The following is a 13,285-nucleotide window of genomic DNA, read 5'->3' as shown; positions in this document are numbered from 1 at the left end:
GTAATGGAACGGTTTGTCTATTATTTATTCGTCGCCTTCCCTGTTCTTCTGCAAATTATCCCTTCCCACCCCGCCAATAAAGGGCAGTCGAAGTTTAAGCGGCGACACATCCACGCCCATACTCAGCCCCAGGATGTTGACCTCAACCCCTTCTTCCACACCCAGTGTGATCCCTGCAACGCCCAGGACAGAAACCTGAACGCCGCGTCCTGACGGCGGTAAGCCAACAACATGGCGCAGCGAGCGGAAATCCTTACCGATAGCGTTGGCGGGCATATCCAGCTTTAGCGCCGGGACTTCCCGGCCAATATGAGCGATAAACGTATTACTGTTTGGGCCAGGCCAGACGCGATAGGTCTCTGGCCACGGCCAGGAGGCGATAGCCGCTTCAATCTGCGGGATCATGGCTTCGGCTTTCGCCCCACGATGATCGGCCAGCAGGCGGGGTTTCGATCCGTACCAGTAGCCGTCCGGCGCGTTCTGGTTGCGTCTCACTTTCTTACCCGCGCCCCAGCTAATCACTTCATAGCGGTTATAGTGCGTTTCCCCGGCGCGCTTATAGATTATCCACGGATGCACCGCTACCACGCCTTTCCAGCCCCAGGTCGGGGCGGCGTAAACCTGTACCACCGCCAGCCCGGCGTTTTTCCGGGGATCGGGGGCCAGTCCGGCGGAATCGCTGCGGGCAGCCCACCATCCTCGCTGCGCCTGCGGATCGTGGTGATATAACGTCCGTCCGACGCTCGCGGCAAGCGACAGCAGGGTGATACAAAGAAAACTCAATGAAAGCGTTTTGATAAGCAACATGCGGGGCCAGTTACGGTTAAAAATACGTCATGACATGACGCTATCCTAACGCTGTGTTTATATCCAGCATAGCCCGTTTTGTGCTACGGATGGCACAACAAGCCAGACGACTGGCGAGTGAAAATGTCCTGCAGTGACAGGGCGCTATTTCCATCACTTGCGGCTTATTTCCTCTCCACCATCCCGACAATCGCGTCGCGCAATTCCGCTTTCGCCTGGTCGGCATCAATCGCGCCAATCGTCACGGCCCAGGAGAGCCCTTCGGCGGCGCCGAACATCGCCCACAGCGCGGCGTCGCGCAGCGCGTTATCCGCCCGTAGCGGCGCAAACAGCGCGCGGCATTTTGCAATGAAATCGACCGCGTAATCCTGGCGCAGCTTTTCAAGCTCCGGCGTGCCGGTGAGCGCCGCCATCACGTTCGGCATTTCGCGCCCCTGTAACAACGCGCATTCGATATAGGCATCGGCGATCACGGCGGCAAGCGGCGTCAGTTCAGGTGGGGTGCGCGCGATAGCCTCGTCCATTTTGCGGTTCTGGCGCACTTCATACTCATGATAAAGCGCCGCCAGCAGGCCAGAGCGGCTGGTGAAATGATCGTAAACCACCGGCTTAGTGACGCCCGCCCGTTCCGCCAGTCTGCCGAGCGTCAGCGCCTCGGTGCCTTCTTCACGAATAATCAGCCAGGCCACTTCGGTCAACTGGGTGTGACGCGCCTCGCGGCTCAACCGCTGGCGCGTGCGGTTTTCGGTCATACGTATTCTCCTTGACAGCATTACCTACTAAAAGTAACTTACTAAGGGTAGGTTACCTTTGGTATATCAGATTACGTCTGTCATCGCCTGATGGCAACGCAGGAGGAGTGAATATGCACGCATTAATCGTCGTTTCCCATCCGTTAGCGTCATCCCTGACCCACCGCGTAGCGCACGCGCTGGCTGAAGGTATTACCAGTACCCACAGCGAAAACAGCGCCGACATCGCCGATCTCACCCGCGAGGGCTTTAACCCGGTCTTCAACGAGAGCGACTACGCGGCGTTTATGAAAACCGCGCCGCTGCCGCCGGACGTCGCCCGCGAGCAGGCGCGCATCGATAACGCCGACGCGCTGGTGCTGGTCTTTCCGGTGTACTGGTGGTCAATGCCGGGCCTGCTGAAAGGCTGGATCGATCGCGTGTTCGCGAACGGCTGGGCGTATGAAGAGAGCCCGGAAGGGAAGGTAGTCAAAAAACTGGGACATTTGCCAGTGCACCTGGTGAGCATCGGCGGCGCGGATCGCAAAACCTACGATAAACATGGTTATCACCAGGCCTGGGACGCGCAAATTGTCCACGGGATTTTTGATTACTGCGGCGCGCCGGTTGTGACGAACGAGACGCTGTTTCTGCCGGATCTCAGCACGCCGGACGTCGCCCTGGAACAGGCGCGCGCGCTGGGCGCGAGAATTTTTACCGCGCCAGTGTAACGCGCATCAGACATGGTGGTTTGCAGAACGGTTCAGTGGGGAAAACAAAGCGGGAGAAAACTGTCCCGGCGCGTCGCGTTTATGCCGTCTGCGCCTGCGGATAATCACAGGCGGAAAGCGTAAGGAAACGCCGCCGGGCGTTCACAGCGCGCCGGGCCGTCAGGCCGCGGCGCCGTTGGTCTGTGCGGCGAGGTGCGCGGCCCAGAGGCTCGCCACCCATTTCACGCCGCGTGCCGTAAAGCGCGGCTGGGCGAACGTATGCAGGTTTTCGCCCACGCCTGAGCGCAGCGTAAAGTAACCGGCCTGCAGGTGGTGATGCTGCGGCACCAGCGTCCCATTGGCGCGCTGCATAATATTGCGCTCCAGCAGGAACTGGCGGAATTCCGGCTCCTTCACCTTCAGCATTTTACACAGCTGGCGAAAGCCAAGCGACTCTTCGACCTGTACGAAACGGTCGAAAAACTCGGCTTTAGGGGCGAAGAGAGCCAGCTGCTGCTCCGCCCGCTGACGCTTTTCATACTGCTCGGCCCAGGCGCGCGCGGCGGCGGCCGGGTTGGTAAAGTCCGGCAGGCTGGCGTTACGCTCGCGCTCCTGCCAGCGATCGAGCATTTCGGCGGTAAACGCAGGCGAAATGCGCGCCACCGTGAGCAACGAGTCGCGTTTATTCAACAAGAACTCCTGACGCATCTCCCCTTCCCGCTCGTACAGATTAATGCCGATGGGCTGGGACAGACGCTGCGCCGTTTCCAGGCTTTTAATCATGCGCTTCACTTCACTGTGGGCAATACCTGTCAACGTCGCGATTTCACGGCTGCTCATTGTGACCGATTGATCCTGAGCATTAAGATTTTCCAGCGGAATCATCATAGGTTTCACCACTCATTCACTGACTCAATTACAACAACACCTGGTGCTTTGTAGAAATAGTATACAGTGACCTGGTTAAATATCCAGTAGATTTTTTAAGCGGTTTTACTTAAGTTTCAGGCGAGACGCGGCCTGAGACGTGTGGTCTGCTATGTGATTAAAAATTAAGCCCTTCCCGCTAACCCTCCGCGATGCCCGCCACCAGCGCCCATAAAAAAAGCCCGCCAGTGCGGGCTTTTCAGACGTCAAAAAAGGTTATTCGAGCCCGGCGCGCTCCAGACCAAACGCCGCGTCCTGGCTGCCGGGCGCCATTTGCGACACCAGTTGCAGACGGTTCCAGCTATTGATAATGGCAATGGCAAAAGCAATCTCCGCGATCTCCGTTTCGGAGAAATGCGCGCGCGCTTCATGGTAGAGCGCATCGTTGATGCCTTCCTGGCCAATGTGTGTCATCGCTTCCGTTAAGGCCAGCGCCGCTTTCTCCGGCGCGCTAAACAGCGGCGATTCGCGCCACACCGGCAGATGATACAGACGCAGTTCGCGCTCGCCCGCCATCTTCGCCTCTTTCACGTGCATATCGACACAAAACGCGCAGCCGTTAAGCTGCGAGGCGCGAAGATCAATGAGGTGTTTGAGCGCAGGCGCCAGGCTGCTTTTTTTCAGCGCCGCGCTGGCGTTCATCAGGGTGTTGACCAGCGCCGGAGCGGCCTGGTAATGGTTTACGCGCGTACTCATGGAAACTCCTTACATCACAAGAGAAAGCACCCCGCGCGATGCGGAATGCGTCAGATTCTTCTCGTCTATCATACGGGCCCATGACATAGTAAAAAGGGTCAAAAAACGTTTAATGAGGCAGGACATGAAGCCAGGCTATCGCGAGATTTACCAGCGCTACCGCCAGAATATCCACGACGGGCTTCTGAAGCCGGGCGATCGCGTGCCGTCGATCCGCGTGCTGGCGCAGGAATTACAGGTGGCGAAGAAAACCGTGGAGGCGGCCTACGCGGTGCTGGTGGGCGAAGGGTATCTGGTGAGCCGCGGCCCGCAGGGCACGCTGGTGAATCCGGCGCTCACGGTGCCTGCGCAGTTGGCGCAGACAGCGCCCGCGGTAACGGGTGATGACGACGCTCTGCTGGCGTCTGACGAACATGACGGATTTCTGCGCCCCGGACTTCCCTCGCTGGATCAATTTCCTTATAAAAAGTGGCTGTTGCTGAGCGCGAGAGCGACGCGCGCCATGCGCCCGGAAGAGATGGTGAACCCGCCGGTCGCGGGTTACGCGCCGCTGCGGGCCGCTATCGCGAGTTACCTGACCCTGTCACGCGGCGTGGCGTGCACAGCCGACGATATTTTTATCACGAACGGCTATCGCGGCAATCTGCTGCTCACTGTGCAGGCGCTGCTGGGCCGTGAAGGAAGCGTGGCGATGGAAGACCCGGCTTATTTCCTGGGCCAGCGATTACTGAAAACGCTCACGCCGCATCTCTACGCCGTGCCGGTGGATAACGAGGGCTTACAGGTGGATTATCTGCAACGCCACCACCCGGACGCGCGGCTCGCGATTGTCACGCCGACGCACCACAGCCCGCTTGGCGTGTCGCTGTCGCTGCCGCGTAAACAGCAATTGCTGGCGTGGGCGTCGCGCCATCACGCATGGATTGTGGAAGATGATTACGACGGCGAATTTCACTTCACCCGCAACGTGCTGCCGTCCCTTAAAAGCCTCGACACCGACGATCGCGTGATTTACATCGGCACCTTCAGTAAAACCATTATGCCGTCGGTGCGCATCGGCTATCTGGTGATGCCGCGCGCGGCGCGGCACGCGTTTCTGCAGAGCGGCGCGCTGCTGACGGGCGGTCAGCCGTTGCTGATGCAAAAGATCCTTGCGGCGTTTCTCACCGGAGGCGAGTTCTATACGCACCTGCGGAAAATGCGCGCGCTTTACCAGCAGCGGCGCGCGATGGCTATCACGGCGCTGCACGCCGTTTACCCCGGCGTGTTTGAGACCCCGCTGGAGGATGGCGGGATGCACGTGGTGGCGTATCTGAAAACCGCGACCTGCGACGAGGCGCTTGCCCGCCTCTGGCAGCAGCGCCAGTTGCACGTAAGCGCGCTGTCGCCCTGGTACCGGCGACCCGACAAACGCTATGGGCTGATTATCGGCTACGCCAGTCTGCGTTCGGCAGAAGAAGCCGCCGCCCTCTTCACGCGCGCCCGCCATGCGACGCAGACGCTGCTCGGCGCAGATGCATAAAGGCTACTTGCCGAGCTTTGAAAGCATCTCCGGGCGCATGAATTTATTCACCACCAGCATAAACACCACCGACGGCACCAGCAGGATCAGCGCGGTAATGGATGAGATCTGGTAGTTGCCGGACATACTGGCGTTATAAAGCAGCAGCGGCAGCGTGCTGATATCCGGCGCGCCGACGAAAAACGCGCCGGTAAACTCATCCAGCGATTCCAGAAACACAAAAATACTGGCGGCGATAATACCGGGCGCCGCCTGGGGCAGCACGATGCGAAAAAAGGTATACGTCGCGCTCGCGCCGAGGTTGCGCGCGGCGCGGGCGAGCAGCGGATCGACGCTGCTGAAGGCCGCCACGCTTATCCAGATGGCGTACATCATGCCGTGAACGCTGTGCACCAGCACCACGCCCGTCACCGTCCCGTTCAGCCCCCACTCATAAAAAAGCCGCGCCACGTTCATGTAGACCGTGAGCCCCGGAAACGCCTGCGGGATCAGAAACAGCAGCATAAAGAAGAAACGCAGCGGCATTCCCCGGCGCGAGAGCGCGTAGCCGGCGGGCACCGCCACCGCCAGACACACCGCCACGGTGAGCAGCGCGACGCCGATACTGGTGAGCAGCGAGCCGGAGACATCGCTGTACGGGCTGAATACCTGCGACCAGTATTTCATCCCCCACTGCGCAGGCAGCGCGTGCGGAAAGTACCAGCTCTCGGCCACCGACCAGATAAGCAGGTTCAGCACCGGGCCGAGCAGGATAAGCATCAGCAAAACCAGCAGCAGCGTCTGCCAGAAGAGGCCTGCGCGAAACGGCGTCAGGCGCGCGCGCCGCACCGGGGCCACGAGCGTATTGTCAGCCATCGGGCTCATGCGTGGGCTCCTTTTTCTTTAAGCGTATGGCGCAGGTAAAACCACGACAGCAGCGCGCATATCAGGTACGAAATAACGCCCAGCGCGTTCGCCACGTGGTAATCGCCGTAGGAACTGACGCGGAACGCCATATCGACGGTCATCATGGTGGGCGTGCCGGTGCCTATCATCAGCGGCACCGACAGCACCGAGAGCATCGTGACGGTGGAGAGCACCAGCGCCACGCCAAGCGTCGGCAAGGCCTGCGGCAACAGCACCTGCAACAGGATCCTTGTTCGCGAGGCGCCGAAATTTTTCGCCGCCTGGATCTGCGCCGGCTCCACCGAGGCCATCGCCCCGCAGGTCAGTAGAGTCACAAACGCCATTTGTTTCCAGACGAACGTAATAAGGATGCCTTTCCAGCCAAGCCACGAGACGGTTTCCAGCGGCATGAAAAGCCCGCTTGCCACCAGCGCGTTATTCATCAGGCCGTTTTTGGCGAGAAATGTGCGCATCATCTGCGCCGTCACGATAAACGGAATAAACAGCGGCAACCGGTAGAGCAGCCCGAAAGCGCGCGCCAGCCCGCGGTATGGCGAGAGCACAATCACGCCGGAGAGCGCCACGGCAATCAGCGCCAGCACGGCCACCGAGACCAGCACAATCACCAGCGAGAACAGAATGTCCTGCGAGTAGAGGTCAACGACTTTGGTAAAGTGCGCCAGCGTGAACGCCGGGGCATCGGTGATAAACGCCGAGGCCAGCGAAAAGCCCAGCGGGTATAAAAACAGCACGGCGGTCAGCAGCGCGGCAGGCGCCACCAGCAGGCCGTAACGAAGGGAGTGTTTCATCGGCAATTCCGCATAGTCACCGGAAAGCGCCCGACGTGGCCGCCGGGCGCGGGGGATCAGTTTGATACCTGGCTTTCGTAGCCTTCTTTGATGTCGTCAAAGTACGGCGCTATCGGGAAGCTTTTGCCATAACGGGCCAGCGTCTGCGGCGAAATTTCAGCAAACAGTTTCTGCCAGGTCGGCGCGTCGAGCTGCGCTTTGACATACTGCGCGTCGATGCCCGGATACCAGTTGAACTGCTTCACAATGCCCTGCGCCTGCACCTCGGGGCTGGTCGCGAGCGCGATGAATTCTCTGGCGAGTTTTGCCTGCGCCGCTTTGGCGGGCACGACGTAATACATCGGCTGGCCCGGCATTCCCGGCGCAATCAGCGCGAGCTTCATTGACGGCGGCACTTTGCCCTGATCTTTCCAGCTGTAAAACATATCCACCCACACCGGGCCCATGGCGATTTCACCACGGCTTAGCATGTCGAGCGTCCCGGCGTTGCCCGGCGTAAAGGTCACGTTCTGGTTAAAGGCTTTGAGTTTTTCGAACGCGGGCGCCCAGCTTTTCTCGACGCTTTTATCGTACGGCTGCGCGCTGAGACGCGCCGCGTCGGTGCCGTAAGCGTAGATCCAGCCCACCACGAAGCTCACGCCAGACATGCCGTTTTTGATGCCGTTATAGCCAAACGCCTTCGGGTTTTTCTGCGCCCACTGCACCAGTTCGTCATAAGAGGCAGGCGGCGTTTTCACCAGCTCGCTGTTATACGCCAGCGCTGTCTGGCTCAGGAACATCGGCATTACATAGCCGTCCACGTTAACGCCAAGCGCAGTGCGCGCGCTCTCCTGGGAGACCATTTTCCCGGTGGGGATCTGGTCGCGAAACGCGGCCAGCAGCCCTTTTTGCACCAGCTCTCCGCCCGCTTTCTGGTGCACCACCGCCACATCCATATCCCACTGCGCAGCCCCGCTCTGCTGCTGCGCGGTCAGTTTTTCGATAATTTTGTTCGAGCCCGCGTCCCCTGGCCCCGTGCCGACTACACGAATGGTGACGTCCGGATGGGTCGCCTCAAAACGGGGCGCCAGGAACGTTTTGACGTAATCGACCATATTCTGGTCGCCCGCCGTCGCCACGTTCAGTACCGTTTCCGCCTGCGCGCTGGCCGCCGTCCCGAACGAAAGCGCCGCCATAAGCGCAAGAGTGGTTTTCGCAAACATGAGATATCCCCGACTGTGTGAGTAAAAAATTACGAATGAAAACGGTGCAGCGCCTGCGCCGGAACATGCAGCGCGACGGCGGCGTTGACGGGCCAGCACTGCGGGCTGTCCGCCTGAATTAACTGCTGACTGACCCGCACGCTGTGCCGGTACTGATGGCCCATAAACGCGCTCTGCTCAATAACGCCGTCAAGCGTCAGTCCGGCGCACGACGCAGCCGCTTGCCCGGCGCTTATCGTCACGTCGCTGCTTCGAAAGCACACCATCTCCGCCTGCGTCTGCAGGCGGTTGGTCGCGCCCATGAAGTCGGCTACGAACGGCGTCGCCGGCTGCTGCCAGATGGCCTGCGGCGTGCCGGTCTGCTCAATGCGCCCCTGGTTCAGCACCGCCACGCGATCCGCCATGACCAGCGCCTCTTCCTGATCGTGGGTGACGATGAGCGAGGTAAAGCCGAGTTGCTGTTGCAGGGTTTTGATTTCGTGGCGCACGCTGAGACGCACGCGGGCGTCGAGGTTGGAAAGCGGCTCGTCGAGCACCAGGACATCCGGCTCCACCGCCAGCGCCCGGGCCAGCGCCACGCGCTGCCGCTGGCCGCCCGAAAGCGCGCTGATTTTGCGTTCTTCAAAGCCGGATAATTTCACCAGCGCCAGCATTTTTTGAATGCGAGCCTGAATATCGGCCTTCGGTAATTTACGCACCGTTAATCCAAAACCGATATTTTGCGCCACCGTTAAATGCGGCCATAAGGCGTAACTCTGAAAGACCATAATAATATTGCGCCGCTCCGGCGGCAGCGCGGTAATATTTCTGCCGCCCAGGAGAATATCGCCGCTATTCACCTCAGCAAATCCGCACAGCGCATTTAACAGCGTGGTCTTCCCACAGCCTGAGGGGCCGAGCAGCGCGATCATCTCGCCGCGATCCACCGGTAAATCAATCCCATGCAGTACGGTATTGTCGCCGTAGCGCAGCGTTAATTGCGATATCTGTAAATAACTCATTCTTTCCACCTGCGTTCCGGCGCGTTTTTTTATCAATGAACACGTGTTCATTGCGCTGTAAAAAAATTGCAACCTCGCCCCGACATGATAGGCGCCTACTTTGTCGCGCCTTTGTGACAATTTAATTAAGTGAGCGATAAAACAGGTGAGAAAATGATTATCGATGTGCTCGGCAGCGGCAGCGCTTTCGCCACGCAGCAAAATACCTCCGCGATATTAATTAAGGGCGACGGGCAGTGGCTGGTTGACTGCGGCCCGACCATTCCGCGCGCGCTCTGGCAGCGACAGACCGATATTAACGCCATCAATGTCATCTGGTTTACCCATGTGCATCCGGACCACTGCGCGGGGCTGGCCCCGCTGCTGAACCAGTGGAAAAGCGTCGGGCGCGTGAAGCCGCTCACCATTTACTGCCAGCCCGACCAGCGCGCGGTGTTGCAGCAGCAGGCGCTGCTGGCGGTCTGGCCGCAGACGACGTTCTGTTTTGCCATCGACTGGCGGGATATCACCGGCGACATGGCGTGGCGCGACTGGCGCATCCGCAGCGCGCCGACCCAGCATGAGATCCCGTGCCGGGCGCTGCGCATCGATGCGGACGGCGCGGCGCTGTTCTACAGCGGCGACGGCAGGCCGACGCCCGACAGCCTGGCGCTGATGGCGGGCGCGACGCTCGCGTTTCAGGAGTGCGCCTCCTGGCAGGCGCTGGACGATGACGCCTCCCACGGCGATTTCCCCTCCTGCCTGACGGTGTGCGAATGCCTGCGGCTGCCCGCGCTGGGGCTTTATCACTGCCGGGAAGCGGATATTCCGGCTATTCGCGACGCCTGCGCGCGCCATCCGGCGCTGTTTTTCGTTGAAGAGGGTCAGCAATACACGCTGGCGCGCCCATGAAGCCGCGCCAGCCGCGGGGGACCGTCACGGCGCAGGATGTCGCCGCGCGGGCGGGCGTCTCGCGCGCCGTGGTCTCCCGCGCGTTCAGCGACAGCGGCAGCATTTCGCCGGACGCCAAAACGCGGGTGCTGGCCGCCGCCGCTGAGCTCGGGTATCAGGTCAATTTTCTGGCGCAAGGGCTGAACCGCCAGCGCAGCCAGCTTATCGGCGTGGTGGTCGCGCGCATCGGCGATCCGTTTCGCAGCGCGCTGCTGGAGGCGCTGCTTAATGCCATTTCACGGCGCGGTTATCAGGCGCTGGTGACGGAGATTTCCGACGCGAACGGCCTTGAAACAACCCTGCGCCGCTTTATGCAGTACCGCGTTTCTGGCGTGGTGGTGACCTCCGGCCAGCCGCCGGAGGCTATCGTCAAGGAGTGCGTACAGCATCAGATCCCGGTGGTGGGCATCAACCGCCCGCCTGCCTGCGCCACGGTGGATACGGTCTGCTCTGACAACGCGCAAGGCGCGGCGCTTGCCGCCGTTCAGTTGCGTAATGCGGGTTGTCAGCGCTTCGGCTGGCTTAACTATCAACACTCGACCTGGGCCGGACAGCAGCGCGGCGCGGCGTTTCTGACAGCGCTTGGCGCGCGCGGCGTCAGCGTGGAGACGCACGTGACGACGCTTCACGCGCCGCAGGAGGGCTACGAGGGCGGGCTGGCGGCGGCGCTCGACGCGCGCGCATTGCCGGACGGCATTTTCTGCGCCAACGCGCAGCTCGCCTGCGGCTTTCTCGATGGTATGCGGCGGCTGGGGAAAAGCGCGCCGCGGGATTTTCATCTGATCGGGTTCGATAACACGCCGCAAACGGCCTGGGAGGCTTACCAGCTCACCACGCTCGATCAGGATGTGACGACGCTTGCCGCGCGGGCGCTGACGACGCTTGCCGAACGCGCCCGGCATCCGGATGGCCCGGCGCGCATCGAACGGGTGCCCGTGACGCTTATACACCGGCGCACGTCGCCACGGCAGAGTTAAACCACGGCTGAACCGGAGGCGAAAAACAGAAATATCCCCTTTACCCACTCTCGAAACGGGAATATTCGTCTAAGGTTTTCATATGGTTGATTCGCAGTGGTGTGCGCTGCGCCCCTTAAGGAGAATTCATTGATGTCACAATCCGTCACGCGCCGTCCCCGGACGCTGTTTTTCGCCATTCAGGTCGCCCTTAGCGGCGCGCTGCTGGCTTTCTCCACCCTGCCCGCCAGCGCGGAAGATGCGCCGGGCGCCGAGCGCACCGCGCCGCAGCCGCCGGACCAGCTTCTCGGCCCGCTGTTTACGGATGTGCAGAGCGCGAAGCTGTTCCCCGATCAGAAGACCTTCGCCGACGCGGTGCCGAACAGCGATCCGCTGATGATCCTGGCCGATTACCGTATGCAGCGTAACCAGTCAGGCTTTGACCTGCGCCATTTCGTTGAGCTGAATTTTACCCTGCCGCAGAAAGGCGAAGCCTATGTTCCGCCCGCCGGACAGAGCCTGCGCGAGCATATCGACGGCCTGTGGCCGGTGCTGACCCGCTCGACGGATTCCGCCAGCAAATGGGATTCCCTGCTGCCGCTGCCGAAGCCTTATGTGGTGCCGGGCGGGCGTTTCCGCGAGGTCTACTACTGGGACACCTACTTCACCATGCTGGGGCTCGCCGAGAGCAACCACTGGGATAAAGTGCAGGATATGGTCGATAACTTCGCCCATGAAATCGACGCCTGGGGCCATATCCCGAACGGCAACCGTAGCTACTACTTAAGCCGTTCCCAGCCGCCGTTCTTTTCTTTCATGGTGGAACTGCTGGCCACCCATGACGGCGGCGACGAGACGCTGAAAAAATATCTGCCGCAGTTGCAGAAAGAGTACGCGTACTGGATGGAAGGCAGCGAAAATCTGGCGCCTGGCGATGCCCACGAGCGCGTGGTGAAACTGAAAGATGGCGCGGTGCTGAACCGCTACTGGGACGATCGCGCCGCGCCGCGTACCGAATCCTGGCTCGATGACGTGACCACCGCCAAAAATAACCCGGATCGCCCGGCCACCGATATCTACCGCGATCTGCGCGCGGGCGCGGCGTCCGGCTGGGATTTCAGCTCGCGCTGGATGGATAACCCGCAACAGCTCGGCTCTATCCGTACCACCAGCATCGTGCCGGTGGATCTCAACGCCCTGCTGTTCCAGATGGAGAAAACCCTGGCGCGCGCCAGCAAAGCCGCTGGCGACAGCGCAGGCGCCGCCCGCTATGAATCGCTCGCGAGCCAGCGTCAGCAGGCGATAGAAACCCATCTGTGGAACGCGAAACATGGCTGGTATGCGGATTACGATCTGAAAACCAATAAAGTGCGCGATCAGCTGACCGCTGCGGCGTTGTACCCGTTGTATGTGAAAGCAGCGGCGCAGGATCGCGCCGAGAAAGTGGCGGCCGCGACCCGCGCGCAGCTGCTGAAACCGGGCGGCATTGTCACTACCACCGAGAAGACCGGCCAGCAGTGGGATGCGCCGAACGGCTGGGCGCCGCTGCAATGGGTCGCCACCGAAGGTCTGATGAATTACGGGCAGAAAGATCTGGCGATGGACGTCACCTGGCGGTTCCTGACCAACGTTCAGCATACCTATAATCGCGAGCAGAAACTGGTGGAGAAATATGACGTCTCCTCTACCGGTACGGGCGGCGGCGGCGGCGGTGAATACCCGCTCCAGGACGGCTTCGGCTGGACCAACGGCGTGACGCTGAAAATGCTCGACCTGCTGTGCGGTACTGAAAAACCGTGCGACAACGTGCCGCAGAACCGTCCGGGGAGCGAGCGCGCGCCACAGCAGCAGGAAGGGAAAATGTTGAGTAAACCGGCAGAGGCGGCTGCACCGGCGAAAGCGGAAACCTCTGCGCCAGCAAAAACGGAAACGCCAGCACCGGCCAGCGAAAAAGCGCCTGCTGAAGCCGCGCCTGCCGCGCCGGAAAAATCCGGCACGCAACCGGCACCGGCTCCGGCTCCGGCTCCGGCTCCGGCTCCGGCTCCGGCACAGTAACGCCATTCCTCAACGACACTGCCCTCTCACGAGGGCAGTTTTTACTTCTGCCGC

General features: G+C 60.8%; 13 protein-coding genes. 5 read left to right on the top strand and 8 right to left on the bottom strand.

Translation table 11 applies throughout. The annotated features are described in order from the left end of the window. Nucleotides 1-24 precede the first annotated feature (24 nt). Nucleotides 25-807 carry a DUF3750 domain-containing protein gene (locus AB8W27_RS08735; RefSeq protein WP_015741524.1) on the bottom strand — a complete coding sequence of 261 codons (783 nt, stop codon included), beginning with the start codon at nucleotides 805-807 and terminating at the stop codon, nucleotides 25-27. A gap of 164 nt (nucleotides 808-971) precedes the next feature. Beyond that, nucleotides 972-1,559, bottom strand: a complete 588-nt coding sequence (locus AB8W27_RS08730; protein WP_041923638.1) for a TetR/AcrR family transcriptional regulator — start codon at nucleotides 1,557-1,559, stop codon at nucleotides 972-974. 113 nt (nucleotides 1,560-1,672) lie between these two features. Between AB8W27_RS08730 and AB8W27_RS08725 the strand changes: the two genes are divergently transcribed. Further along, nucleotides 1,673-2,269 (top strand): NAD(P)H-dependent oxidoreductase, encoded by a 597-nt coding sequence (locus AB8W27_RS08725; RefSeq protein ID WP_015741526.1) that lies wholly within the window; start codon nucleotides 1,673-1,675, stop codon nucleotides 2,267-2,269. A 159-nt stretch (nucleotides 2,270-2,428) separates the two neighbouring features. Here AB8W27_RS08725 and AB8W27_RS08720 read toward each other — a convergent pair whose 3' ends face one another. Next, a complete protein-coding gene (locus AB8W27_RS08720) occupies nucleotides 2,429-3,136 on the bottom strand; it encodes a phage antirepressor KilAC domain-containing protein (RefSeq protein ID WP_041923639.1) in 708 nt (235 codons plus the stop codon). A 255-nt stretch (nucleotides 3,137-3,391) separates the two neighbouring features. Then, nucleotides 3,392-3,871 carry a carboxymuconolactone decarboxylase family protein gene (locus AB8W27_RS08715; protein WP_015741528.1) on the bottom strand — a complete coding sequence of 160 codons (480 nt, stop codon included), beginning with the start codon at nucleotides 3,869-3,871 and terminating at the stop codon, nucleotides 3,392-3,394. A 124-nt stretch (nucleotides 3,872-3,995) separates the two neighbouring features. Between AB8W27_RS08715 and AB8W27_RS08710 the strand changes: the two genes are divergently transcribed. Next, nucleotides 3,996-5,393 (top strand): PLP-dependent aminotransferase family protein, encoded by a 1,398-nt coding sequence (locus tag AB8W27_RS08710; protein ID WP_041923640.1) that lies wholly within the window; start codon nucleotides 3,996-3,998, stop codon nucleotides 5,391-5,393. Between the two features lie 3 nt (nucleotides 5,394-5,396). On the opposite strand, the gene AB8W27_RS08705 is transcribed toward AB8W27_RS08710, so the two are convergent. From AB8W27_RS08705 to AB8W27_RS08690, 4 genes are read right to left on the bottom strand one after another with little or no spacing between them, the layout of a single operon-like run. Further along, the gene (locus tag AB8W27_RS08705) at nucleotides 5,397-6,248 is read right to left on the bottom strand and encodes an ABC transporter permease (protein WP_369833010.1); all 852 of its coding nucleotides are present in this window, start codon (nucleotides 6,246-6,248) and stop codon (nucleotides 5,397-5,399) included. 5 nt (nucleotides 6,249-6,253) lie between these two features. Further along, nucleotides 6,254-7,087 (bottom strand): ABC transporter permease, encoded by an 834-nt coding sequence (locus AB8W27_RS08700; RefSeq protein WP_041923641.1) that lies wholly within the window; start codon nucleotides 7,085-7,087, stop codon nucleotides 6,254-6,256. Between the two features lie 56 nt (nucleotides 7,088-7,143). Beyond that, on the bottom strand, nucleotides 7,144-8,289 hold the full coding sequence (locus AB8W27_RS08695; protein ID WP_015741532.1) for an extracellular solute-binding protein: 1,146 nt from the start codon (nucleotides 8,287-8,289) through the stop codon (nucleotides 7,144-7,146). Nucleotides 8,290-8,318: 29 nt separating this feature from the next. Then, on the bottom strand, nucleotides 8,319-9,290 hold the full coding sequence (locus AB8W27_RS08690; RefSeq protein ID WP_041923642.1) for an ABC transporter ATP-binding protein: 972 nt from the start codon (nucleotides 9,288-9,290) through the stop codon (nucleotides 8,319-8,321). Between the two features lie 153 nt (nucleotides 9,291-9,443). Here AB8W27_RS08690 and AB8W27_RS08685 point away from each other — a divergent pair, with 153 nt between their 5' ends. The 3 genes from AB8W27_RS08685 (at nucleotide 9,444) to AB8W27_RS08675 (ending at nucleotide 13,231) form a co-directional block, all read left to right on the top strand. Further along, nucleotides 9,444-10,181, top strand: a complete 738-nt coding sequence (locus AB8W27_RS08685; RefSeq protein ID WP_015741534.1) for an MBL fold metallo-hydrolase — start codon at nucleotides 9,444-9,446, stop codon at nucleotides 10,179-10,181. Continuing rightward, a complete protein-coding gene (locus AB8W27_RS08680) occupies nucleotides 10,178-11,197 on the top strand; it encodes a LacI family DNA-binding transcriptional regulator (protein ID WP_041923643.1) in 1,020 nt (339 codons plus the stop codon). Before AB8W27_RS08685 ends, AB8W27_RS08680 begins: the two co-directional genes overlap by 4 nt. 132 nt (nucleotides 11,198-11,329) lie before the next feature. Beyond that, a complete protein-coding gene (locus AB8W27_RS08675; RefSeq protein ID WP_015741536.1) occupies nucleotides 11,330-13,231 on the top strand; it encodes an alpha,alpha-trehalase in 1,902 nt (633 codons plus the stop codon). Nucleotides 13,232-13,285: the final 54 nt, after the last annotated feature.

This window comes from Cronobacter turicensis, assembly GCF_041222865.1.
Taxonomy (GTDB): domain Bacteria; phylum Pseudomonadota; class Gammaproteobacteria; order Enterobacterales; family Enterobacteriaceae; genus Cronobacter; species Cronobacter turicensis.
Note: the sequence above shows the minus strand (reverse complement) of the source record. Positions and strands in the feature narration are given on the sequence as shown.